The organism is Salinirubrum litoreum, from assembly GCF_020567425.1.
GTDB classification, from domain to species: domain Archaea; phylum Halobacteriota; class Halobacteria; order Halobacteriales; family Haloferacaceae; genus Salinirubrum; species Salinirubrum litoreum.
Genome location: NZ_JAJCVJ010000002.1, coordinates 990,084 through 1,012,958 on the forward strand (window position 1 = coordinate 990,084; position 22,875 = coordinate 1,012,958).

Annotated in this window: 21 protein-coding genes; 8 read left to right on the forward strand and 13 right to left on the reverse strand. The window is 68.8% G+C overall.

Annotated features, from left to right (window positions below; all coding sequences use genetic code 11):
• Window positions 1-156: 156 nt before the first annotated feature.
• Window positions 157-687, forward strand: a complete 531-nt coding sequence (locus LI337_RS13575; protein WP_227230379.1) for a 50S ribosomal protein L16 — start codon at window positions 157-159, stop codon at window positions 685-687.
• A gap of 92 nt (window positions 688-779) precedes the next feature.
• Here the strand turns inward: LI337_RS13575 and endA are convergent, their stop codons facing one another.
• Window positions 780-1,874: a tRNA-intron lyase gene (gene endA, locus LI337_RS13580; RefSeq protein ID WP_227230380.1), complete on the reverse strand. Its 1,095-nt coding sequence runs from the start codon at window positions 1,872-1,874 to the stop codon at window positions 780-782.
• A 32-nt stretch (window positions 1,875-1,906) separates the two neighbouring features.
• Window positions 1,907-2,767 carry a topoisomerase DNA-binding C4 zinc finger domain-containing protein gene (locus LI337_RS13585; protein WP_345777759.1) on the reverse strand — a complete coding sequence of 287 codons (861 nt, stop codon included), beginning with the start codon at window positions 2,765-2,767 and terminating at the stop codon, window positions 1,907-1,909.
• A 74-nt stretch (window positions 2,768-2,841) separates the two neighbouring features.
• Between LI337_RS13585 and LI337_RS13590 the strand changes: the two genes are divergently transcribed.
• Window positions 2,842-3,483, forward strand: coding sequence for an HAD family hydrolase (locus tag LI337_RS13590; protein WP_227230381.1), 642 nt, complete (start codon window positions 2,842-2,844; stop codon window positions 3,481-3,483).
• Here LI337_RS13590 and LI337_RS13595 read toward each other — a convergent pair.
• Both LI337_RS13595 and LI337_RS13600 read right to left on the reverse strand, forming a co-directional pair.
• Window positions 3,480-3,668 (reverse strand): hypothetical protein, encoded by a 189-nt coding sequence (locus tag LI337_RS13595; protein ID WP_227230382.1) that lies wholly within the window; start codon window positions 3,666-3,668, stop codon window positions 3,480-3,482. The two genes, LI337_RS13590 and LI337_RS13595, sit on opposite strands and share 4 nt — an antisense overlap.
• A gap of 158 nt (window positions 3,669-3,826) precedes the next feature.
• A complete protein-coding gene (locus tag LI337_RS13600; protein WP_227230383.1) occupies window positions 3,827-5,242 on the reverse strand; it encodes a DUF393 domain-containing protein in 1,416 nt (471 codons plus the stop codon).
• 172 nt (window positions 5,243-5,414) lie between these two features.
• Here LI337_RS13600 and LI337_RS13605 point away from each other — a divergent pair, with 172 nt between their 5' ends.
• Window positions 5,415-6,194 carry a helix-turn-helix transcriptional regulator gene (locus LI337_RS13605; RefSeq protein ID WP_227230384.1) on the forward strand — a complete coding sequence of 260 codons (780 nt, stop codon included), beginning with the start codon at window positions 5,415-5,417 and terminating at the stop codon, window positions 6,192-6,194.
• A 42-nt stretch (window positions 6,195-6,236) separates the two neighbouring features.
• Here the strand turns inward: LI337_RS13605 and LI337_RS13610 are convergent, their stop codons facing one another.
• Window positions 6,237-8,576, reverse strand: a complete 2,340-nt coding sequence (locus tag LI337_RS13610) for a DEAD/DEAH box helicase (RefSeq protein ID WP_227230385.1) — start codon at window positions 8,574-8,576, stop codon at window positions 6,237-6,239.
• A gap of 183 nt (window positions 8,577-8,759) precedes the next feature.
• Here LI337_RS13610 and LI337_RS13615 point away from each other — a divergent pair, with 183 nt between their 5' ends.
• Window positions 8,760-9,464 (forward strand): DUF547 domain-containing protein, encoded by a 705-nt coding sequence (locus LI337_RS13615; RefSeq protein WP_227230386.1) that lies wholly within the window; start codon window positions 8,760-8,762, stop codon window positions 9,462-9,464.
• Between the two features lie 57 nt (window positions 9,465-9,521).
• Window positions 9,522-10,730 (forward strand): class I SAM-dependent methyltransferase, encoded by a 1,209-nt coding sequence (locus LI337_RS13620; RefSeq protein WP_227230387.1) that lies wholly within the window; start codon window positions 9,522-9,524, stop codon window positions 10,728-10,730.
• A 6-nt stretch (window positions 10,731-10,736) separates the two neighbouring features.
• Here the strand turns inward: LI337_RS13620 and LI337_RS20200 are convergent, their stop codons facing one another.
• The 6 genes from LI337_RS20200 to LI337_RS13650 all read right to left on the reverse strand — a co-directional run bounded on the left by LI337_RS20200 (window position 10,737) and on the right by LI337_RS13650 (window position 18,185).
• Complete coding sequence (locus LI337_RS20200; protein WP_227230388.1) at window positions 10,737-11,546, reverse strand: CDP-alcohol phosphatidyltransferase family protein; 810 nt, start codon at window positions 11,544-11,546, stop codon at window positions 10,737-10,739.
• Window positions 11,547-11,630: 84 nt separating this feature from the next.
• Window positions 11,631-12,050: a hypothetical protein gene (locus LI337_RS13630; RefSeq protein WP_227230389.1), complete on the reverse strand. Its 420-nt coding sequence runs from the start codon at window positions 12,048-12,050 to the stop codon at window positions 11,631-11,633.
• Window positions 12,047-14,539, reverse strand: coding sequence for a penicillin acylase family protein (locus LI337_RS13635; RefSeq protein ID WP_227230390.1), 2,493 nt, complete (start codon window positions 14,537-14,539; stop codon window positions 12,047-12,049). Before LI337_RS13635 ends, LI337_RS13630 begins: the two co-directional genes overlap by 4 nt.
• Before the next feature lie 805 nt (window positions 14,540-15,344).
• Window positions 15,345-15,893, reverse strand: coding sequence for an NUDIX hydrolase (locus LI337_RS13640; RefSeq protein ID WP_227230391.1), 549 nt, complete (start codon window positions 15,891-15,893; stop codon window positions 15,345-15,347).
• Between the two features lie 72 nt (window positions 15,894-15,965).
• A complete protein-coding gene (locus tag LI337_RS13645) occupies window positions 15,966-16,379 on the reverse strand; it encodes a hypothetical protein (RefSeq protein ID WP_227230393.1) in 414 nt (137 codons plus the stop codon).
• Window positions 16,380-16,451: 72 nt separating this feature from the next.
• Window positions 16,452-18,185 (reverse strand): MBL fold metallo-hydrolase, encoded by a 1,734-nt coding sequence (locus LI337_RS13650; RefSeq protein ID WP_227230395.1) that lies wholly within the window; start codon window positions 18,183-18,185, stop codon window positions 16,452-16,454.
• A 275-nt stretch (window positions 18,186-18,460) separates the two neighbouring features.
• Here LI337_RS13650 and LI337_RS13655 point away from each other — a divergent pair, with 275 nt between their 5' ends.
• The 3 genes from LI337_RS13655 (at window position 18,461) to LI337_RS13665 (ending at window position 21,305) form a co-directional block, all read left to right on the forward strand.
• Window positions 18,461-18,988, forward strand: coding sequence for a TQO small subunit DoxD (locus LI337_RS13655; RefSeq protein ID WP_227230396.1), 528 nt, complete (start codon window positions 18,461-18,463; stop codon window positions 18,986-18,988).
• Window positions 18,989-19,702: 714 nt separating this feature from the next.
• On the forward strand, window positions 19,703-20,494 hold the full coding sequence (locus tag LI337_RS13660) for an alpha/beta fold hydrolase (RefSeq protein ID WP_227230398.1): 792 nt from the start codon (window positions 19,703-19,705) through the stop codon (window positions 20,492-20,494).
• A gap of 103 nt (window positions 20,495-20,597) precedes the next feature.
• Window positions 20,598-21,305: a type 1 glutamine amidotransferase gene (locus tag LI337_RS13665; protein ID WP_227230399.1), complete on the forward strand. Its 708-nt coding sequence runs from the start codon at window positions 20,598-20,600 to the stop codon at window positions 21,303-21,305.
• A gap of 31 nt (window positions 21,306-21,336) precedes the next feature.
• Here the strand turns inward: LI337_RS13665 and LI337_RS13670 are convergent, their stop codons facing one another.
• Both LI337_RS13670 and LI337_RS13675 read right to left on the reverse strand, forming a co-directional pair.
• Entirely contained in the window at window positions 21,337-21,987 is a 651-nt protein-coding gene (locus LI337_RS13670; protein ID WP_227230400.1) for a DUF7504 family protein, read from the reverse strand.
• Window positions 21,980-22,849, reverse strand: a complete 870-nt coding sequence (locus LI337_RS13675) for a GAF domain-containing protein (protein WP_227230401.1) — start codon at window positions 22,847-22,849, stop codon at window positions 21,980-21,982. The genes LI337_RS13670 and LI337_RS13675 overlap by 8 nt, the downstream gene beginning before the upstream one ends.
• Window positions 22,850-22,875 lie beyond the last annotated feature (26 nt).

Sequence of the window (22,875 nt, forward strand, 5' to 3'; positions counted from 1 at the left end):
CACTCGCGCCGTTTTTTGCGCCGGTCGTCCCCCTGTCATCGAGAGCGACCGCCGCGGTCGTGACGTCGGGGTGTGAAACCTCCACACGGAGGCGGGAGAGCCGGTGTGCTTCGAAGTACTTATTGGAGCGGCGGGCCGAACCTCCGGCAACTAACCATGTCAGACAAGCCTGCCTCGATGTACCGGGAGATCACGAACCCCGCGTACACCCGACGCGAGTACATCACCGGCATCCCCGGTTCGAAGATCGCCCAGCACAACATGGGGAACCTCCAGACGGGTCCCGACGACTACCCGGTGCACATCAGCCTCGTGGTCGAAGAGGAGTGTCAGCTTCGACACGGCTCGCTCGAGTCCTCGCGGCTGTCGGCCAACCGCCGCCTGCTGAAGCACGTGGGCCAGGAGAACTACAAGATGGTCCTGCGGAAGTTCCCGCACCACGTCATCCGGGAGAACAAGCAGGCGACCGGCGCGGGTGCAGACCGTGTCTCCGACGGGATGCGACAGTCCTTCGGGAAGGTCGTCGGCACCGCCGCCCGCGTCCAGCGCGGCGAGACCATCTTCACCGCCTACTGCAACCCCGAGGACGCCGACACCGTGAAGGACGCGCTCCGCCGGGCCTACAACAAGATCTCGCCGCCGTGCCGCATCGTCGTCGAGAAGGGCGAAGACCTGCTGATCGCGTAAGCCGGTCGTTCTCCCCGTTTTGCCGTACTCGTGAGCGGTTGGTCCGTCGTGTCGGACCCGGGGCGCTCGTCGCGCCTCGTCTGTGACCGAACTCAGGGAGTCACACGCCCGACCGACAGCCACTCGATCCCGTCGTCGACCAGCGCGAACACCATCTGCTTTCTGACGCCGCCGGCCAGTCGCACGTCCAGCGCCAGTTCACGCGGGTCGAACCGGTGGCTCGCCGGCAGCACGCGCACCAGATGCTCCGAGTGTGAGAGGTTCGAAACCGACTCGACCTCGGCGTAGGTCCGGAAGTCCGCCCCGAACTTGTAGCCGGTCTTCGGCACGAGTCCGTCCCCGCGAAGCCGGCGGTACACCCGCAGTCGGCGGTCGAACCGCTCGCCTTCGACGGCCCGCCCCCGAGCCAGAATGGCCGCGTAGTCGTCCTGCGGCCCCTCGCTGGTGTCGTCCCGTGGCTTCTCGCTGGTGTCGCCACTCTCGGCCACGGACAGCCTCAGTACCTCGTCGGCGACCAGCGAGGCGGCCTCGACCAGCGAGAGTTGGATCGCGGCCGGTTCGTCCGTCTCGCGGCCGGCCAGCGGTTGCCCGTAGAAGCCGTGTTCGTACAGGTCGGCCGGCGCGTCCCAGACCAGTACGCGGTCGTCGACCAGCAGACCGTCGAGACTCGCGGGCGGGTCGTAGTCGGTGCCGCCCGGCAGGTCCGGCGTCGTCGCGTCGAGGTAGGTGAGTTCACTCTCCTCGTCGACCACCGCGAGGACGTAGCCCGCCAGCGCCTCGGCCGCGACCGACTCGCGTTCACCGACGACGCGGACCCGGTGTTCGACCACGCCGTCGTCCGCGGTCTTCCCGCGCGGGTAGACCACGAAGTCGGCGTCGGGGTCGGCGGGACCGGGCCACTCGTTGTCGGCCGGCGAGAGGTAGAAGCCGCGTTCACGGAGGTCGGCGTAGACGAGAAACCGGAGGCCGAACCGGTCGCGGGCGCGCGTCGAGGCGACGAAGAAGTCGCGGAAGTCCAGCCCGTCGACCGAATCGAGGTCCCCGCGAAATAGGAGGTGCGCCGCCTCGACACGGGAGAGTTCGATCTCGTTGCCCGACAGCGGTCTGCCGTACCCCCGCGAGTCGTGGAACTGCTGGCGGGCGTTGCCGCCGAGTCGAACCACGCCGTTCTCCAGATGGCCGTCCATGCCTCACCGACGCGCGCCGGCGGGCATAGGGGCTACGGTCCGGAGAGCCCCGAGACGCCCGGTCCGTTGTCGTCGTCTTCGTCCGCGCGGTCAGCCTCCGGCCGGTCACGCCCGTCTTCGGCCCCGTCCGTCGGGTCGTCGCCGCCGCTCTCGGCCCGTTCGTCGTATCGCTCGCAGGTGCCGTCGAGACAGCGCCGGCCACTGGCCGTCTCGAACACCGGGAGGCCGCAGGCACAGGTCCCGACGATCACGCCCGCCGGGAGCGAGAACGCGGTGTCGCAGTCGGGGTACGCCTCACACCCGGCCAGCAGGGTCCGGGTGCGCTTGATGCGGAGGTCGCTCCCACAGTCCGGACAGTCCCACTCGCGGTCGAACGTCTCCCGGACGTGGTCGTCCAGCGAGTCGCAGGCGTAGTCGAGACAGACGTCGAAGACGCGGCCGCGTTCGACGCGGAGGCGGGGGAGGCCACAGTCGCGACAGCGCCGGTCGGTGACGGTCGCGCCCGGCGGGAGCGGGAAGTCGTCCTCGCAGTCGAGACAGGTGACCGACCCGTCTGCCCGGATCAGCGCGCCGCCGCAGTCCGGACACTCCCCGACCGGGACGCCCGCCCGTGTCGCCGGGAACTGCCCGGTGCCGGAGACGCGGTGGGAGACGACCCGGAGTCGCTGGTCGCCGTCGCGGGCCGTGATCCGGAAGCCGTCCGCGTCGGTCGTCACGGACAGGTCGGTCGGTCGCGTCAACCACGCCGCAGGCTGGTAGCCGTCGGCGTCGTGGACCAGCACGGTGTCGTCGGGTTTGACGACCGTGACCACGTGGCCCCGGTTGCTGTACTCCCGGCGACCCGTGAAGGTCGCCGTACACTCGCCGGCGAAGATGCGGATGTCGTCGCTCACCTGCGACGGTGGTCCCGGTCTCGGGTTTCAACGCTCGTGCGAAGCTACTTGGCCGGTGGCGCTCACGGAGAGCTATGGACGCGGTCTGTTTCGACATGGACGGGGTGATCGTCAACTCCGAGGAGTTCTGGCTGGCGTACGAGGAGGACACCATCTTCCCCCGGTCGCTCTCGGGCGAGTACCCACACACCGACGAGGTGACGGGGATGAACTACCGCGAGATATACGACTACCTCGCCGAGAACTACGCGGTGACGGTCTCCCGCGCCGAGTTCGAGGGTATCTACGAAGACGCCGCGAGCGACCTGTACGGCGAGCGCGTCGAACTGATAGACGGCTTCCTCGACGTGCTCGACGCGCTCCGGGAGCGAGAGGTGGCACTCGCCATCGTCTCCTCGTCGCCACAGGACTGGATCGGTATCGTCCGCGACCGGTTCGGACTCGATCCACTCGACGCGGTCGTCAGCGCCGACGACATCGACGCGCCCGGCAAACCCGAACCGCACATCTACGAACACGCGGCCGACCGCCTCGGCCACGCACCGGCCGACTGCGTGGCCGTCGAGGACTCGGTGAACGGGACCGAGTCGGCCGACAGGGCGGGGATGACGGTCGTCGGCTACCGCGACGGACCGAACGCCGACACCGATCTGCCGGCCGCCGACCACGTCGCCGACGGCCCCGACGAACTGCGGCGACTGTTGCTCGACCGCTAGAGTCGCTTGTAGATCGTCACGCCGACCGCGACGGCCGCGACACCGACACCGATCATCGTCGGCAGGTCGCCGCTGGAGCCACCGAACGACCAGCCGTAGAGGGCCGCACCGACGAGTGCGACCACGAAGACGACTGCGCCGACGAGTTGGAGGGTCGGCGAGTCGCTCCGACCGGCACCCGGCACGCTACGCTCCCTCCGGAGCGACCACGAGTGTTTCTTTCGGTCGTTTCACACCTTGGAGTTCGATCATCAGTGTAATAAGTTATGTGGCGGCGTGACCCGGCCGCCGTGGGTCTCTGGCTGTCTACTCCGACTGTGCCGACCGTGTCGGCTCGGCGTGGTTACGCGCAGATACAACAGCCACAGCCACAGCCGCCGCCACAGCCGATGATACAACAGCCACAGCCACAACCGATCTCCGTCCCGAGGCAGATACTACAGCCACAGCCACAGTCGGAACAACAGCTGAGTCCACAACAGCCACACTCACAGCTGGTCCCTTCGGTCGTCACCGACTGGGTGGACGTGTCGGAGGTCGCGGTCGGCGACTCGACGTACCGCGACCAGTGGGGCACACTGGAGATGCCCAGCGTGTTCGTCACGGGCGTCGTCTCGCCGTCGACGGCGTCGACGAACTCGGGGGCGACCGCCGCCAGGCGGTTCGCCAGCGAACCGTAGAGGTCGGCCATCTTCGTGTCCTTCGCGCCGGCGTAGTAGTCGCCGAGTGCCTGCATCCCGACGACGTAGGCGTCCATGTGTTCGGCGAGGTCCGCCTCGTAGTCCGTCTCCAGTTGGAGGAAGTCGACCGTCTTCTCCGGCACGTCGTGGTGGATCTTCCCCGAGAGTGTCTCCTCGACGGCCGACTCGCCGTCGATCACCATCGGCCCACGACCGAAGTTGAGACTCAGCCCGAAGCGATCGCGGTCGTCGACGAGCCCGTAGCGGTCCATCCGACCGGTCGTCGTCTCCGTGTCGCCACTCACTTCGATGGCCTGCTGGAGGGCGTCGTTCGAGTGCTCCGGCGTCACGTCGAGGGTCGCCGTGCTGATCTGGTGTGCGCCGGTCGTCTCGATCTTCCCGCTGTCGGCCGGCTCCATCTTCGCGGGCTGTTTCTTCTGGCTCTGAACCATCGGATCTTTGTCCTTCGTGAACGTCCGGTCGCGGACGAGACTCGCGTCCTCGGTGACGCTGGCGGTGAAGCCGCCGTCACCGTCCGGCGTGATGCGCGCGACGCGGGTGGTCAGTCCGTTCGGGGGGCGTGCTTTGAGCTGTTTGCCCTTCTTCTCGGGCGGACTCGTCAGGTCGAGGAGCGGCGAGGCGACCGACAGGGCGGTCGCGGACATCCCACTGGAGAAGGTCCGCCGCGAGAGGAGACCCCCGTCGTCCGCGTGATCGTGATCGTGGTCGTGGTCTCCACCGCAGTCGCTCCCCTGGGTCTTGTACTCGGCGTACTCGCGGACGAGTCCCGCGAGGGTTCGCGTGCCGACCAGCTTTCGGAGCTTCGGAAGCGCCCGCGCACCCTTCCGCACCGTGTCGTCTTCGACCAGATAGAAGTCGTGGTCGGGGTCGTCGTAGAACTGCCCGAGGAGTCGGTCCGCCTCCGGGTCGCTCAGCGCGACCAACGAGAGGTCGTCTGCCGCCTCCCGGAGCTGAAACGCGAGTCGGTTGCAGATCTGACACTTCGCGTCGTAGAGGAGCGTCGGCGTCGTCTGTCGAGTCGTTGCAGGCGTCGACTGCTGTCTGGTACTGCTTGCCATAGTTCGTGCCCGGAGAACAATTAGTAGGAAGAATCGTAATATTATCGTCTGAGCATTAGATTGTATCGTGGGGTGGGCGGTCACGCCGTGACGCGGGGGTTCACATCGTGACATCGCTACCCAAAGTTTTATTCTTTGAAACGTTGATATGGGTTCTAAGAGAGTGAATACAATGGGCGACCTCACCACAGACGCACTGGATGCAGTCGTCACAGAGCGCGCCCGGTGTCTCCGGTCGCTGGTAGAGACTCCCCGGACGAAGCGGGACCTCGTCGACCTCCTCGGCTGTTCGAAGTCGACGGTCACGCGGGCACTCCGTGATCTCGGCGACGCTGGTCTCGTCGAACGCCGAGACGGGCAGTGGACGGCGACGCGGTTCGGTCGGTGTGTCGCCGGAACCAGACGCGCGTATCTCGATCGACTGTCGACGCTCTCGGACGCCGAGTCGTTGCTCGACGACGTTCCCGCCGACTGCCCGCTGGACTGTCGTGTCATCGACGAGGCCGACGTGTTCCTGGCCGACAGTTCGGTTCCGGACGCCGTCGTCCGGGAGTTCCTCGATCGGGTGGAGCCCAGCACCGACCTCCGGATCGCGACCCCGACGCTCCTCACCGGCTTCGCGCGTGAGTGTTACGAGCGACTGACGGCGACCGACGACTACGCGCTGGAACTCGTCGCCCCCGGATCGACGCTGGATCGTGTCGCCGGTGTCTACCCGGAGGTAGACGAACTGTTCACAGGAGACGACGCGATCGAGGTCTACCGTGGTGAAGTTCCGTTCTCCTTCGGCGTCTGGCTGGGGGACGACCACGTCGGCGTGTTGGTGTTCGCCGACCGGGGTATCTCCGGGATCGTCGTCAACGACAGCGAGTCGGCGACCGAGTGGGCCGAACGACAGTACGACCGGGCACGCTCGACCGCGACACCGCTCACGCCACCACCGATCGAGTGATCGCCGTCCGGACGCGGCCGGCCGCCACCGCGAGCGCTCGCCTCACTCCACCACGACCGACCGCGAGTCCCGCACCGGCAGGAGCGGCAGTTCGGGGAACGCGACCGAGACGGTGAACTCCATCTCGTCGCTCGTCCCGCCGAAGACACCGACCGGAATCGTCGTCTCGTCCGACAGGTAGCAGGTCTTCGTCGTCATCTCCACGTCGTTGACGGTCACCCTGATCCCGGCGCGGACGCCGCCGCCCCGGTTCCGGATCGTCACCTCCCGCATCTCGTTCTCGCCGGTCGCCACGCTGTCGGGGAAGGCACCCCACTCGATCTCGATCCGGGGGAGGCTCTCGGCCGACTCGACGACGCGTTCGGCGACACCCTCCGTCAGGCCGGCCCGCGTGAGTTCGGCGGTCCCGGCGTCCAGCACGTCGGCCGGACTGCGCAGGCCGCCGGTGGCGAGCGTTCCTGCGCGCCCCGAACCGATCCCGTCGATGGCCGTCAACCCGACCGCGTCGCGGCTGACGCCGTGTTCGACCCGGGCTTCGACGCGCGCGGCGAGGTTCGCGGCGTCTGGGCCGGAAAAGCGGTCCAGGAACTCCCGGAGCGCCGCGAGGAGTCGAAGCGCGTTCTGCCGGATCACCCACGCGTCGCTCCGCAGATCGGCCGGGGTAGAGCCGGTCATCGCCGCCCGGAGGATGGCGAGCACCTTCCGGGGCCCGTCTTCGAGGTCGGTGTCGGTGCCGACGAGCATCGAGTCGACCGCGTCCGCCTCGTTCGACCGGGCCGACACCGACCGGAACTCGACGGCCCCGGCGACCGCCTCCAGCACCGCGTCGGTCGTGATCCGGTCGCGCTCACAGAGGTCGGCGAAGCGCCGGGCGGTGTCCAGTCGGAGGTAGTACTTCGAGGCGAGTCGGCCCAGCGTGGTCGCCTCGATCCGGAGGTCCTCGCCGGTCTCGACGAACCCGCCGTCGACGAGCGATTCGAGCGTGTCCCGCACGCGCTCCCGCAGGTTCTCGTAGCCGTACTCCTCCGGCTTCGATCTGGCCCGGACCGCGTAGAAGGTGGTGTCGAGCCACGACATGACGTCGTCCAGATCGCGGATGGTGCCCATCGCGATCTCGGCGTTCAGGTGCGAGTCGAGGTCGGCCGCGAGTCGTGACTCGATCTCTTTGCCCTCCCGCAGGAGACGCCGGTACTTGTCGGCCTCCGACCGGTCGCAGATCACCCAGCCGTAGCCCACGTCGTCGTAGCCCGGTCGCCCGGCCCGGCCGAGCATCTGGAGCACGTCCAGCGGGGAGATGTCGGTCTCGCCGTCGAGCGGGTCGTGGTACTTCGTGTCCCGGATGACGACACAGCGCGCCGGGAGGTTCACGCCCCACGCGAGCGTCGAAGTCGAGAAGAGGATCGAGATCTTCCCCTCTTTGAACCACTGCTCGACCTTGTCGCGGTCACCCTTCGACAGGCCGGCGTGGTGGAAGGCGACCCCGTCGAGTACCGACTTCCGAAGGGTGTCGTTCGAGAGCTCTTTCGCGTCGGTGTGGAAGTCGTAGTCGCCGCGTGCGCCGATCGGGACGTCGCGTTCTGCCAACTCGTCGCGGGTCTTCTTCGCGGCCTGCACCGTATCCTGTCGGGACGAGACGAACACGAGCGCCTGCCCCTCCTCGCGGACGTGCGGTTCGGCCGTGTCCAGCGCCCGGTAGAGCCGGCGGTACTTGTCGGCGAAGGAGTTGTCGCCGTGGGTGTAGGTCTTCACCCCGGCGTGCAGGTCCACGGGGCGGTAGTCGTCGCCGAAGGCGAAGGTCGACTCCGGGGGTGCGTCCAGCCACTCCGCGACGTCGCCGATGTTCGGCATCGTCGCCGAGAGCGCGACGACGCGCGGGGCACAGAGCCGCCGCAGGCGGGAGACGGTCACTTCGAGGACGCCACCGCGTTCGTCCGAGTCCAGCAGGTGGACCTCGTCGATGACACAGCAGTCGACGTCGGTGATAAACTGGTAGCGCGGCGAGTCGTGTTTCCGGGTGGCGGAGTCGGCCTTCTCCGGCGTCATCACGAGGATGTCCGCACGCTCCGCCCGGCGGGGGTTCAGGTCGCGTTCGCCGGTGACGACGTACACCGAGTAGCCGAGCGACTCGAAGCGTTCCCACTCGGCCTCCTTCTCGTTGGTCAGCGCGCGCATCGGCGCGACGAAGAGCGCGGTGCCGCCGTCCCGCAGGGTCTTGCAGATGGCGAGTTCCGCGAGGGCCGTCTTCCCGCTGGCGGTCGGCGCGCTGGCGACCACGTTCTCGTCGGTCTCGAGGATGGCCGGCAGCGCCTCGCGTTGCATCCGGTTGAACTCCTCGAACCCGAAGGCGTCGGCGAACTCCGGCACGGCTTCGGCGACTCTCATCGGGGGACCACCACGCCGTGTTGCATCTGTCGGAAGCCGGCACCGCGTCGGCAAAGGCGTTTCCTTCCCGGTGCGTGGCGGGCGGTAGCGACACGGGACCGAGCGAGCGCGACAGCGGCCACCGGCGCACCGCGACCGCACGACCCCGGTCGATTTATCCGGCACTCGCCCCTACCACTGTTCGTGAGTACGACGACCGAGTCCGACCTCGTTTCCCTCTCGGCGGACTACCTCGGTGCGGTCAGACGCGGCCAGCCGACCGAGGAACACCGCACCCGACTCGCCGGGACGAGTTTCACCGACCTCCGGCAGGGCCTGCCGGACGACGACCACCGACTCGCCTTCTGGCTGAACGTCTACAACGCCGCCGTGCAGGACGTGTTGACCGACGACCCCGGCCGGTTCAGTCGCTGGCAGTTCTTCCGCAAGCCACTGCTGGTCGTCGCCAACCGAGAACTGTCGCCGGACGACATCGAACACGGCATCCTCCGGCGGTCGCAGACCGCGTGGGGACTCGGCTACGTCCCGAACCCACTGCCCTCCGGCTTCGAGCGCGGCCTCCGCGTCGAGTCGGTCGACCCCCGGATCCACTTCGCGCTGAACTGCGGGGCCAGCAGTTGCCCGGCCATCGAGGCGTACTCGGCCGAGACCATCGACGCGGAACTCGACCTGGCCGCCGAGACGTATCTGGCGAGCGAGGTGGCGTACGATCCGGACCGGAACGTCGCTCGCGTCCCACGACTCTGTCGCTGGTATCGCGGCGACTTCGGCGGTCCCGAGGGCGTCCGCCGCATGCTCCGGCGCTACGACGTGATCCCGGCGGAGGCCGACCCGAAACTGACCTACGCCGAGTACGACTGGGACCTCTCGCTCGGCAACTACCGGTAACCGCCGACCCGCCGTGTCTGACGGATAGCTTTTCCCTCCACGGACCCACCTCTCGGTGTGTCAGACTTCGCCGACGCCGACGCCAGTTCGCCCGACGACTACGCCTTTCGGCGCTACCTGACGGCGAAGACGACCGTCGACGACCGGGCGCTCCACGGCCCGACCGAGGCGCGCCTCGAAACCGAACTGGCCGACCTGTCGGCGGCGCGGGACCGCGAGACGCCGGTTCGGGTGCTGGAGGTCGGTGCCGGCGTCGGGACGACGCTCCCCCGACTGCTGGCGCGCGACCGCCTGCCGGGGCGGGTTCACTACACGCTGCTGGACCGCGAGGCCGGGAACGTCGAGCACGCCCGCGAGCGTCTGCGGGCGTGGGGTGATCGGGCCGACACGCCGGTCGACCGCGCCGAACCGGACGACCCGGCCGACGACCTGCGACTCTCACACGACGACGGCATCGTGACGGTTCGGTTCGAGACGGCCGACGCCTTCCGGTTCGTCGCCGACCGCGCTGTCGACGACCCGGCGTACGACCTCCTGCTCGCACAGGCGTTTCTCGACCTGATCGACCTCGACGACGACCTGCCGCGCCTCCTCTCTGTCGTCGCCGACGGCGGACTGATCTACGCGCCGATCACCTTCGACGGCGAGACGGTGTTCGAGCCGACCCCCGCCGGCCTGCGGGACGAGGCGGTGCTCGACCTGTACCACGCGACGATGGACGCGCCGGACCGGCCGGGGTCGAGTACGACCGGCCGCGAGTTGCTGACCGCACTTCCCGCGTGTGGCTGTGCGATCCTCTCGGCCGGTGCCTCCGACTGGCTCGTCTACCCGCAGGGCGGCGACCGCCCGGAGGCGGTCGCCGAGGGTGACGACGCGAGTACCGACAAACGGTCGGCCGACGCGACCGCCGACCAACCACCGCAGGACGCGACCGAACTCGAACAGGGCGGCGACGAGCGACGCGAGGAGCCGCCCGTCCCGGGCGTGACGGCGACGGAGATCCCCGAGGTCGAAACACAGCGACCCCCGACCGACGAGAGCCACTATCACGCCGACGAGGCGTACTTCTGCCACCACATCGTGAACACGGTCGAGTCGGCGGTCGCCGAGGTGCTGGCCGGCGAGACGAGCGTCGATCCGACGAGCGCCGACCTCACCCGCGAAGACCTCCGGACGTGGGCCGAGACGCGCCACCGACAGATCGACGCCGGCGACCTGCTCTACCTCGCGCACAACCTCGATCTACTGGCGCGCGTCCGGCGGTAACTCGGCTCACGCTTCGTCGGCCGACAGGCGACCCGAGACGTACAGCCAGTCCCGAGCGAAGCCGACGAGCAGTGGCACACCGACGAGCAGGGCACCCAGTCCGGCGACCGCGGGCGAGACGACCGGCGTCAGCGCGACCGCGACGAAGCCCATCTGCGCGCCGGCCAGCAGCCGGCGACTCGACTTCGGCGGGAGGTCGTGGACCACGAGTTCCCGGTGCTCGCGCAGGCGAATCCCGCCGACGAACAGGTAGCGCGCCACCCCGATCGCGAGATACCACGCCGGTATCTGCCCGGCGACACACCCGACGAGTGGCGCGACCAGCAGACCGAGGGCGTCGAACTCCACGTCCAGCGTCTCGCCCAGCACCGTCACCCGGTCCCGAGCGCGAGCGACCGCGCCGTCGATGGCGTCCAGCAGGGCCGACAGCCCGTAGCCCAGCGCCGGGAGCCACGCCAATTCGGTCCCGATCCACGGCACCGCGAGAAATCCCGCGACCCAGGCGAGCAGGACGCCCCGCGTCAGCGTGACGAGGTTCCCCGCGCCGAGCGTCGGCAGGAGTCGGTCGGCGTCGTGCCGACGATTCGTGTCGAGGTGTCGCTGGAGGAGAAACAGTTCCGCACCGAGGACGATTCCCGCGACCGCGAGCCATCGGGTGGCAGTCTCGGGGATCACCCACCAGAGGAGGCCGTAGCCAGCGAGCGTCAGGGTCACTGCGACGACAGCGTGGAGGGTCGCCCGGCGTCTGAGTGTCGCCAGCGCCGAGGCTCGTTCGTGGCGGTCGCCGTCGCGGCGCAGGCCGTCGAACCGACTCACGATGGGAGACAGGGCACGGATCGGCTTAGTTCTACTCGATGGACGACAGATCGAGCGACGGCGATCACCGGGAAGTGAGACGAGTCAGAGCAGCCCGCGCACCGCACCGGCCGCGAGGATCGGCAGACCGAGCGCGCTGGCGACCGTCAGCACGAACAGTTGCCCGGTCGTCGGCCACGTCAGAAGCGCGCCCTGCCACGCCAGCCAGCCGGCGAAGCAGACCAGCACGAACAGTCCGAACGAGAAACCGTTGACGACCGCCCGCCGGAGCGAGTGCGAGACGAGGCCGACGAGCGCACCGCCGAGGATCAGCCCGCCCCAGTGGACCGCGCTGACGGCGACACCCACGAGGACTGCGACGAGCAGTGCCGGCTCTGCGTACCGACCCCGACGGACCGGCGCGAGTGCGGCGTCGATCCGAGCGCGCCCCGCGAGGTGGTCGGTGTCGTCGGTCGCGTCGGTCGGATCGCTGTCGGTGTCGTCCGGCGCGGTAGCGACGCTCATCCGGCACCCTCCTCGCCCGCATCGGTGAACACCAGATCCGGTTCGCCGGCGGGGGCGGTCATCGACAGTCGCTTGTAGTCGCCGTCGGCCCACATACCGAGTTGGTCGTGGTAGTGGTCCGACCAAAAGACTCCCGACTGGCCGCCGGGGACGACGCCGCCGGAGGCCGACTCGTTGCCGAACGCGACGACCATCCGCCAGCTACTCCCGGCCTGCCGGCCCTCGGCGTACCGGAAGTTGAAGACGGTGAAGTCGCCGCCCGACATCCCGCGCTCCGGGAGGTTCAGGAACGACTGGTCGAACGGGTGGTCCAGATCGAGACGGTTGTAGTCGCCGTACGTCTCGTAGTCCTGCTCGGCGATGCGGTCTGCGGTGCGGTTCATCGCGCGGGCCGCGATGTCGGCTCGCGTCTCGCGTTCCCGTGTTCGCCGGTCGTCGAACCACTCGCTGTCGGCCGGGAGCGTCTGGAGGACGTGGTGCTTGGGGTAGTAGCTCTCGTCCAGTCCGTTCGGGCGGAACTCGTCGCCGAACGTCTGGTTGCGGAAGGATTCGAGCCAGAGGCGGTAGACGAGCGCCCCCTCCGAGTCGGCGGCCATCCGGCGGTCCCAGTCGGCGACCGTGTCTGCGTGGTTCCGGGCCTCGGGACGCATCTCGGCGCGTGCCCGCTCGCTGGTCGCGTACGGGACGAACCGGTCGGCGTCGGCGGTGCGGGTGTCGCGCTGGAGGTCCTTCACGAACTGGGGGTCCATCGGCTCGTCGCTCTCCGCGCGGGCGTCGAGTCGCTCGTAGATTCGCTGGCCGCGATACGGGTCGGCGTAGGTGTCGCTGGTCCCGATGTAGAAGTCGGGATCGTCGATCGTTCGCTGGTTCGCGGTGGCGAGGTAGTCGGGGTTCTCGACGTGCGGGATGGACTCGAAGGGGACGAAGCCGGACCACGTCGAGGTCTCGTAGGGGCGGTAGCCGGGCCACTCGCCCTCGCCGGCGGAGCCGTCGAAGAGCTGATCGCCCCGGACGACCTCGCCCTCTGTTCGGCGGACCGGGTACTTGCCGGCGGGGTAGAACAGCGTCTCGCCGGATCGGCTGGCGAGCACGAAGTTCTGCGCGGGCACGTCCCAGATGCGGAGTGCGTCGCGGGCCTCGGCCATCGACTCGGCGCGGTTGAGGCGGAAGACGCCCAGCGACTCGTTGGTCGCCGAGAAGCCCGGCCACGCGACCGCGACCTCTCTGCCCTCGCGTTCGATGACCGGCCCGTGGACCGTCTTCCGGACTTCGACGGTCTCCTCGCGCAGGTCGCCCGCGTCGGTCTTCACCGGGATGGTCTCGGTCGTCGTCTCGAAGTCGCGAAACGCGCCCTCGTAGCGGTACTGGTCGTCGCGCGTCTCGTAGGTGTAGAGGTCGGTGAAGTCGCCGCCGACGTTGGTGACGCCCCACGCCACGTCGTCGGTCCGGCCGATGACGACCATCGGCACGCCGGGGAAGGTGACCCCCCGCGTGTGGGTGTCGGGCGCGTCGAGGTGCATCTCGTACCAGACGCCCGGGACGGTCAGCGCGAGGTGCGGGTCGTTGGCGAGGATGGGTTGGCCGGACGCGGTCTCGTCGCCGGAGATCACCCAGTTGTTCGAGCCGATGCCCGGTTCGTGGTCGTAGGCTTCGACCCAGTCGTAGAGCGCGGTGTAGTCGCCGGTCGCCGAGTCGGTCCCACCGGCCCACGGCTGGTCGGTCTGGGCTGCCGACGCGTCGCCGGCGTCCGGTTCGAAGGTCGCGTCGACGCTCGCCGGATCGAACGGCGCGGCGTCGGACTCGCCGCGGACGACCGGCGTGTCGTGGGCGAGGCGGTTCGGATACAGGTCGCTCGCCTCGGGACCGAGTCGGTCGCGGACGGTCGCCCGGCGCAGGTCGGCGAAGTTGCCCGACAGTTGCCACGCGATCTGTTTCCCGATCAGGAGCGTGTCCACCGGGGTCCACTCCTTCGGCGTGTACTCGAGCAGTTCGAACTCCGGCGGGAGTGGCTGGGTGTCGCGGTAGTGGTTCACCCCGGCGGAGAACGCCTCCACCGAGGGGCCGGCCTCGGTGTCCTCGATCGAGCGCCACGAGGCTTCGGCCGCGCCCCGGAAGTCCATCTGCCGGTGGAAGCGGTCGGAGTCGAGCGCCTGCTCGCCAAAGGCCCCGGAGAGGTTCCCGCCGATCAGGCGGCGCTGGAGGTCCATCTGGAACAGTCGGTCGCGCGCCTGGACGTAGCCGACCGCGAAGTAGAGCGCCCGGTCGTTCTCGGCGGAGACGTGCGGGACGCCGTGGGCGTCGTAGGTGACGGTCGCCTCGCCGTAGGGGTTCTCGATCTGCTGGCCCCCGCCGGGTTGGGAGACCCCGGCGTACACGTCGCCGGAGAGTGGCGCGGCCAGTCCGAGGTAGGTGGGCGCGAGCGCGGAGACGGCGACGAGGGCGAGCGCGAACCCGACGGCGAGAACGGGTTCGAGTCGGTTCCGGACCATAGATCATGCGGGACCGCGCCGGTGTTAACTGTTGTGACACCGAGAGGACCGAGACTGATACGTGGATTCTGTCGATGTCGGCGGGAACTCGGTCGAATCGGTCGCAGACGACGAGAGGTGAAAGCCCCCGGCCGCTCGACCTCCCGCGACTCGCTGTGCTCCTCAGTCAGGCGAGCCGGCTTGCCGGCTCGCCTTCCTTCCGGTGCTGACGGGCGAGCCAAGCCTCGCCCGTCTGCTCGCGAGACCTTCGGTCTCGCCCTGCTTGCGTCGTCGGGGGAGGATCGACCGGCCGGCCCCTTTCAGTCCCACCCGGAGATTTCGCGGGGACGCATGCGACTCCCGGTGGACCAGTCGCTTTCAGCGTGTGTGCCTACCTGCGACCGTCGGCGCGAGATGAACTCGCGCCAGCCCGGTCGACTGGTGCCTGTGTCGTGAGTCGGAGGTTCAGTTCAGTTCAGTTGTCGCAGTGCTCTGCGGTCGGCGCGCGCGTCTGGCGCGTGCGAGGGAGGTCGGCGCGGGCGGTGCCGAGAGCGCCGACCGAGGCTGGGGAGGACGAGGTGCGGTGCTGTCGCGGGTGCGGTCGTGGCAGAGGTGCGCTAGCAATCGTAGCGGTGCTGGTGCTGTGGCGGTCGCGGTTGCAGTTCGGTGCTGTCGCGGTTCCGCTGGTAGGTGCGCTAGATAGAGTAGCGGTCCCGGTGCTGTCGCGGTCTGCGGTGAGACCGCAGTTTACGATGCGGTAGTTGTCGCAGTCGCAGTTTTCGGTGTCGTCTCAGTCCGAGTCGCGTCCAACACCACCACGACAGTATCAGAGTAACCCGTCTTCGTGCGCCAGTAGAATCCCCTCCACCGTAGCGTCGTTCGTCGGCTGTGCTCGCGCCACGTCCAGCGCCTCGTCGACCGGCACGGTTTGCGGCGTCAGAAACTCGTTCGAGTCCAGTTCGCGCTCGGCCGGTTCCAGCCCCTCCGCGAAGACGAACCCGCGCCGGTGCCGGAGCAGGCCGGTGGAACACCAGAACTCCTGGATCAGCGAGGTCCCACTCGGCGCGAAGCCCGTCTCCTCCTGTAGTTCGCGGGCCGCCGCCGTCGTGAACGACTCGCCTCGCTCGACGATGCCGGCCGGCAGTTCCAGTTGCGTCTCCCGGATCGTCGGCCGGTACTGTTCGACGAACAGCAACTGGTCGTCCGTCCGGGCGACGACGACCACCGCAGTCGCCAGTTCGGCCCAGTAGTACTTCTTCCGGCTCCCGTCCGGCTGTTCGACCAGATCGTAGCCGCCGGTGAACCAGCCGGTCTCGTACTCCGTCTCCGACTCGATCACCGGCCACTCGGGGTCAGCGAGAGACTCGTGGCGCATTCGTCCGAACCTGCGGTCGGTGACTACTTCTGCCTGCCGGCGACCGTCGCCTGACACACCCGCTTTCCGCACTCAGCCGGCCTGTGTCACCTGCACTCGGTAGTAGTCGCCGTCCACGACCACGAGGATCGAGCCGTCGCTCCGGGCGTCCGGGTTCTGCGCCACCAGCGCGTCGAACTCGTCGAACGGCGAGTGGGAGAAGGCCTCCTTCAGTCCGAGTGCGCCCTCCTGGTACCCCTCGGACCGACCGTCGTCGCTCGCCAGCGCGCTCGTCAGGTACGGGTACCGGCGCTCGGAGTAGCCGGTCATGTTCACCGCCTGCGTCTCGTTCGGACTCGCGTCGGACGTGTCGGCCGTCGCCACCGGTTGTACAGTGAGGTAGTACGGATCGCCCGACCCGAGGTAGCTCGGCACCGCCCCCAGCGCGAGCAGGAGGACCACGATCAGACCGAGACCGAGCAGGAAGTTGCGGGTGACTCGTCGCACGACACGCGGTAGGGTCGGCGCTCGGTTAGCGGTTTCGTTGCGGGCGGAGCGAGGGTGTCACGGTCGCCGGGGCTACCGGTCGAACTCGGGGACGATGCGCACCCCGACCTCGTCGCCGTGCTCCAGTCCGGCCGGCACGTCGGCGAGTCTGAGCAGTGTCACGTCGTCGCCCGCGTCCACCACGGTCGCGTCGTGGACCTCGCCGTCGAGTGCCGCCTCCAGTCGGGCCAGTCGCGCGAGGACGACTCGGGTACTCGGCCCGTCCGCGCTCGACGCCGGTGGCGAGTCGTCGCCGGACTGGCCACCGGAGCCGTCTGCCGCGCTCGTCGAGTCGCTCGCCGGCGCGGCGCTGTCTCCGGTGCTGGTCGGGACACTCCCCACCTCGCTCCGGGTCGAGTCGGCCGAGGTCGCCTCGCGCACGGCGGCGCGGTCCGCCCCCGCGTCCGCGTCAGAGCCGGCGGTGTCGCTGTACTCCCGCCGGAAGCGTGCCACGTCGACGCCCTCAGCGGCGAGGTCCGGCGTGTCGACCCGGCCCGGCGTCGGCAGGTCGTCGCCGCTCTCCACGACCCGAGGGCCGTGCTCTCTGCGGTGTTCCCAGACGAGTCGCTTCGTCTGTTCTGTCACCCACGGCGGGGCGGTCCAGCCCGTGTCGTCCCGGAGCGTGTAGGCGCGTTCGTCGCTCGGTGCCCAGACGTAGCTCCGGTACTCGTCTTTGTAGCGATCCGCCCCCCGGCCGGTCTGGTGGTTGACGACGACGTGGATCGGCGCGAGAGTGGTGACCAACTCGTCGACCGTCTCGCGGGTCGGATGGTTGCTGAGGACGTACCGCGCCGTCGTGCAGGCCGTGCCGGTCACGTCGTCGGTGCCGCCACCGGTCAGTTGGACGAACGTCGCGTCGGGATCGTCCGCGATCTCGCGGTACAGGACGGCGGTGCTCCCGCCGACCGGGACCTCCGGACCGGAGACGGTGACCCCGCCCGGTTCCAGTACGTCGTCGGCGTCCGCGAACGTCGGGACCCACTCGACGTTCGGCACGTCGTAGTCGAGTGTCTCGGCGAGTCTCGCGGCCTGCCCGACGACGCGGATCGGGAGGTCGACGTCGAGGTCGTCGGCGAGGTGGCCGAGTTGGTAGGCGATCTGCACGCCGCGAAGCCCGCTGGTGGCGGCGACGACCCGCGACCCGGCCCGTGCCCGCGACAGGAGCGTGTCGAGGGCGTCGTCGAGCGTCTCGGCGTACTGCTCGCGGGTGACGGCGTTGACGACCAGTACGTCCACGTCGACGGGGAGCGTGCCGGGCATCGGTTCGTAGCCGGCGGTGTGGCGACGGGTGAAGTCGCCGGTGACGAGGACGGTGACCGTCTCGTCGTCGTCTTCGATCCGGAGCAGGAAGCCCGCCGCGCCGAGCGTGTGACCGGCCGGGAGCGGGGAGAGTTCCAGCCCCTCGACGATCGTCGTCCAGTCGGCGACCGGTTCGAGCGCGTTCCGGACGGCGTCCACGTTCGAGAGGTCGTACTCGCCGACACCCAGATCGAGCACACGGTCGAGGACGGTCGCGGTCGGGGTGGCGGCGTAGATCGGTGCGCCGTCGACGAGGTTCTCGCCGAGGCTTCGGTAGTGGTCGAGATGGGCGTGCGTGAGGAGGATACCGGTGAGATACTCGTCGGGCCCGAGCGCGTCGGCCACGTCCACGCCGGCCCCTGCGTCCACGAGCAGGCAGACCGGTTGGTCCGGGAGCAGTCCGTCGATCCGGAGGATCGTGGACTCGTTGCCGGCACCGGGGTTGGCGTGTTGAAAGCTGAGTTCCATTCGTTACCCTGTGATACCACAGTATTGTAGGGCGGACCACCTAAACAACGGGGGTTCGAACGACCGACTCGAGGGTCGAACCGAACTTCGTCTCGCGGTTCGGGACCCCGAACTATCGGTCGGAGGAGACGCTCGGCTTCGAGGCGTGTTCCGGGCACACACGGCCGATCCAGGGCGAACTGTCCCGGTTCTGCACGCCCGTTTTCAGCGCTGTGGAATCGGGTCCGGTTTATAACGGGGTACAGTGCAAACTCGCAAGTGTGAGGTGACGGACGATGTCCACGAAACAGGCTGAACTCCTCGGGAACCAGATCGAGTTCGACTACGCAGAGAGTGTCGCGGGGTACGTCACGGTGGCGTTCCGCCTGATCACCGGCTGGTGGTTCTTCATGGCCGGGTGGGGGAAGCTGACCGCCGCAGAGCCGTTCAGTGCCGCCGGCTACCTGGCGAACGCGCCGGCCGCGAGTCCCCTGCAAGGGTTCTTCGCGTTCGCGGCGAACACGCCGTGGCTGCTGGAGTTCACGAACTTCATGATCCCGGTCGGCGAGGCGCTGATCGGGCTCGGCCTGCTCGTCGGGGCGCTGACTCGGCTGGCCGCCTTCTTCGGCGGGTTCCTGATGACGATGTTCTACTTCGGGAACGCGTCGTGGAGTCACGGCTACGTCAACGGCGACCTGATGGGTCTCATGCTGTTCGTGTTCGTCGGCGTCTTCGCCGCCGGCCGCATCATGGGGCTGGACAGCATCCTCGAGGACACGAAGTTCGTGCAGGAACGCCCGAAGCTGAAGTACCTGCTCGGCTGACGTGTCTCGGGTGACAGACTTCGCGGAGCCGACTTCCCTTCTGTGACGTGCCGACCTGTGAGGTCTAACGACGTGACGACATCGACCAGTTGCTGGTGACGGCAGACCGACCAGCCACTGCCGACAGCACACCGACCAGCCACTGCCGACAGCACACCGACCAGCCACTGCCGACAGCACACCGACCAGCCACTGCCGACAGCACACCGACCAGCCACTGCCGACAGCACACCGACCAAGCCACCGACTCACGACACACGCACCAGTCGACCGGGCTGGCGCGAGTTCATCTCGCGCCGACGGTTTCAGGGAGGCGCTCGCGCTGAAACCGACTGGTCAACCCGGTGTTGCACGATGGGTCGCAGACTCCACCGGGTGGGACTGAAAGGGGCCGGCGGTCTCGTGAACGAAGTGAACGAGACGTTGGAGAGCTTCGCTCTCCAGAGTCTCGATCCCGCCCCGACGCACCAAGCACCGCAGGGAGGGAGAGCCAGCTTGCTGGCTCGACCGACTGAGGCGCGCAGGAAGTCGCGGCGGGTCGAGACGCCGGGGGCTTTCACCTCTCGTTCTCGGCGACCGATTCGACAGAGTTCACATAGCAGGCCGATTCGACAGAGTTCACATAGCAGACCGCCTCACCAGAATCCACGCCGACAACGATCACAGAGTCCGAACCACGAAGCGTAAACCACCAGCTACGAAACACCGAGTACGATGCCGACAGCGAGCAACGGGGGCGTCTCCCTCTACTACGAGACCGACGGCGACGGCGAGACCGTCGCGTTCGTCGGGGACGCGGGGTACGGCGGCTGGCAGTGGGGCTGGCAGTACGGCGCGGTCACCGGACCGTTCCAGAGCCTCGTCTACGACCATCGCGGCACTGGGCGCTCCGACACACCGGGCGGACCCTACAGCGTCGGCCTGCTGACGCAGGACTTCGAGTGCGTGCTGGCCGACGCCGGAATCGGGTCGGCGCACGTCGTCGGGGCCGGACTCGGCGGGATGGTCGCCCTGCAGGCCGCGCTGACCACCCAGCGCGTCGAGAGTCTGGCGCTGTTCGGGACCGCCGCCTCGGGTGCCGGACTGGACCTCGATCCACTGTACGCCGACCCCGGGGACCGGGACGCGCTCCACGCCGCGACCGAGGCCGCAGTCGGCGAACGGTTCCGGGAGCGCCACCCCGACGCCATCGACCGCATCGCCCACTGGCGGAGCGAGGAGGACGCCGGCCCCACGGGGTGGGAAGCGCAGACCGCCGCAGTCGCCGACTTCGACGTGCGGGACCGCCTCTACGAGATCACCCAACCCGCGCTGGTCTGTCACGGCACCGAGGACGCGGTCTGGCCGGTCGAACGCGGGGAGGCACTGGCCGAGGACCTCCCGCGCGGCGAGTTCCACGCGCTGGAGGGCGGCGGTCACCTCGCGCACGCCGAGCAGTCGAAGGTCGTCGAGGACTACCTGCTGGCGTTCCTCGGCGAACAGGCCGACGCCGAGTGGCGATCGTAGCCGCGTCACTGGCACCGCGAGTGTCGCGGTCGTCACCACCGAGAGACCGGCAGGCACCGACGCGAGCGCAAGCGTCTTTACGCACACTCTACTGCCTGCTGGTATGAACCGACCTCGCCTCGCACTGCTCGTCGCGGCCCACGACGACCCGGGGACGCGCCGGAACTTCCGTCGGGAACTCGACGCCGACCTCGTGGAGTTCGACGCGACCGGCGGCCACCTGCCCGACTCCTTCGACTTCGACGGTGTGGTCGTCACCGGATCGAGTTCCTCCGTCTACTGGGACGAACCGTGGATCCACGCTCTGACCGACTGGGTCGCCGACGCGGCGGCCCGCGACCTGCCGATTCTCGGGGTCTGTTACGGCCACCAGGTACTGGCCGAGGCGCTCGGCGGCACCGTCGCGGACATGGACGGCTACGAGATCGGCTACCGCGAGGTCCGCCACGCCGGCGACGACATCTTCTCGGGGATCGACGAGTCGTTCACCGTCTTCACCACCCACGGCGACACCGTGACCGAACTCCCGCCGGGGGCCGACCTGCTCGCCGAGAACGACTACGGCGTCCACGCCTTCCGGAAGGGCCACGCGGTCGGCGTGCAGTTCCACCCCGAGTACGACCGCGCGACCGCAGAGCGCATCACGAAGAGCAAGGAGTACCTCGGGGAGACGCGCATCGAGTCGGTGCTCGACGGGATCACCGACGAGAACTACGCCGCCGCCTGCGAGGCCAAACAGTTGTTCGACAACTTCGTGGGCTACGTGAACCGACTCCGCGAGGACCGCGAGAACCGCTCGTCTGCGTCCTGACGTCCGACTCTCTCCTGTCGACCGCGCCGACTCACTGCTCCGACGCTGCCAGCGAGTGCCACTCGCCGGTCTCGCCGCCGGTGTCCAGCACCCGGACCGATCGGCCCGCCTCGTCGTCCCGAATCTCCACCCGACTGTCGAACAGCGAGGTGAACGCGGCGACCACGCGGTCGTCGTGCGCCTCCGAGTCGAGGACGAAGACGCCCGTCCCGCCCGTCGCGGCCGTCCGCCCGGTGAGGACGTGCAGGAAGCGGTACACCGGCCGGAACTCGGTCAGCGGGAGTATCGTCGAGATGGAGACGACACCGATCCGGGAGCGGTAGCCGGCGTCGGCCAACTCCCCGAGGTGGCGGTCGGCGTGCATCCCGATACCCGTCAGGTCCGAGGGACTGCTGACCGACGACACGTTCGGTTGTTCGCCCGCCGGATCGCGTGCGCAGTCGATGCCACGGAGCCGCGTCGGTGCCGCGCCGGTCGCCGACTGGAGCGCCGACAGCGACTCCGAGACCGGTCGCATCGTGGAGACGAGCAGTGCCGCGTCGTCCGCGTCGAACGACGCCGACAGGAGGTCCAGCGCCAGCGACCGCTTGCCCGTCATCGGCGGCCCGGTCAAGAGGACGGTCTGTCCCGGATCGACCGTCAGGCCGGGGACGACGTCGGTCGCGTCGATCCCCTCAGTCATCGAATCCACTCCTGTACCGGAGTTGGTCCGTGGCCTCCTCGGCGAACAGGCGCAGGTGCCGGCGGTCCTCGGCGTCGAACGCGACGGGGTCGTCGTGTGCGAGACAGAAGGTGCCGACCGCCCGACCGTCCAGTTCGATCCGGGTCCCCGCGTACCACTCGACGCCGAGGTCGTCGTACGGCCCGTCGTGGAACCGTGGATCGCCGGGCACGTCCTCGACGACGAACACGTCGTCCTCCCGGAGCGTGTAGGTACAGATCGTCTCCTCGCGTGGTGTCGGCTCTCCGCCGAACCCGTGACAGGCGAGGAACTGCTCGGTGTGGGCGTCGAGCACACCGACGAAAGCGTAGGCGACGCCGAACCGGGCGGCCGCCAGTTCCGTGAGGCGGTCGAAGCACTCGACCGCAGTGGGGTCGTCCAGCATCGTCTCCAGTGCGAGTCGCTCGACCGCGTCGAGGCGGCTCTCCTCGTCGGTCGGGAGCGGGTACGCGGTGTGGCTCCGACGCCGGATCGACTCACGGAGCAGGCCGATCAGTCGGTCGGTGGCCGCCTCGCGGCCCCGGTCGAGGTAGTTCGGCACCGTCGGCGCGTCGGCGGTCGTCATCTCGTCGAGTGCCGTCTCGGTGAAGACGACACAGACCGCGTCCGGGTGGCGTCGTCTGACCGCCCCGAGCAGCGACAGACCGTCCCCGTCCGGCAGGTCGTGTTCCGTCACCACGGCGTCGGTGGTCGCGTCGAGCGCCGAGCGCGCGTCGCCCGCAGTCGTGTGGTGATCGACGGCGAAGCCCGCACGCCGGAGTGCTGCGACCGCCTCGTCGGCCTCGCCGGTCGGATCGACGTACACCACCGTCGCCTCGTCCATACCGCCCAGTACCGCGCACGCCGGGT

Excerpts from the sequence above, each read along its gene's own strand:
- LI337_RS13575 (WP_227230379.1), top strand. The coding sequence starts at position 157 with ATGTCAGACAAGCCTGCCTCGATGTACCGGGAGATCACGAACCCCGCG.
- endA (WP_227230380.1), bottom strand. The coding sequence starts at position 1,874 with ATGGACGGCCATCTGGAGAACGGCGTGGTTCGACTCGGCGGCAACGCC.
- LI337_RS13590 (WP_227230381.1), top strand. The coding sequence starts at position 2,842 with ATGGACGCGGTCTGTTTCGACATGGACGGGGTGATCGTCAACTCCGAG.
- LI337_RS13600 (WP_227230383.1), bottom strand. The coding sequence starts at position 5,242 with ATGGCAAGCAGTACCAGACAGCAGTCGACGCCTGCAACGACTCGACAG.
- LI337_RS13605 (WP_227230384.1), top strand. The coding sequence starts at position 5,415 with ATGGGCGACCTCACCACAGACGCACTGGATGCAGTCGTCACAGAGCGC.
- LI337_RS13610 (WP_227230385.1), bottom strand. The coding sequence starts at position 8,576 with ATGAGAGTCGCCGAAGCCGTGCCGGAGTTCGCCGACGCCTTCGGGTTC.
- LI337_RS13630 (WP_227230389.1), bottom strand. The coding sequence starts at position 12,050 with ATGAGCGTCGCTACCGCGCCGGACGACACCGACAGCGATCCGACCGAC.
- LI337_RS13635 (WP_227230390.1), bottom strand. The coding sequence starts at position 14,539 with ATGGTCCGGAACCGACTCGAACCCGTTCTCGCCGTCGGGTTCGCGCTC.
- LI337_RS13640 (WP_227230391.1), bottom strand. The coding sequence starts at position 15,893 with ATGCGCCACGAGTCTCTCGCTGACCCCGAGTGGCCGGTGATCGAGTCG.
- LI337_RS13650 (WP_227230395.1), bottom strand. The coding sequence starts at position 18,185 with ATGGAACTCAGCTTTCAACACGCCAACCCCGGTGCCGGCAACGAGTCC.
- LI337_RS13655 (WP_227230396.1), top strand. The coding sequence starts at position 18,461 with ATGTCCACGAAACAGGCTGAACTCCTCGGGAACCAGATCGAGTTCGAC.
- LI337_RS13660 (WP_227230398.1), top strand. The coding sequence starts at position 19,703 with ATGCCGACAGCGAGCAACGGGGGCGTCTCCCTCTACTACGAGACCGAC.
- LI337_RS13665 (WP_227230399.1), top strand. The coding sequence starts at position 20,598 with ATGAACCGACCTCGCCTCGCACTGCTCGTCGCGGCCCACGACGACCCG.
- LI337_RS13670 (WP_227230400.1), bottom strand. The coding sequence starts at position 21,987 with ATGACTGAGGGGATCGACGCGACCGACGTCGTCCCCGGCCTGACGGTC.
- LI337_RS13675 (WP_227230401.1), bottom strand. The coding sequence starts at position 22,849 with ATGGACGAGGCGACGGTGGTGTACGTCGATCCGACCGGCGAGGCCGAC.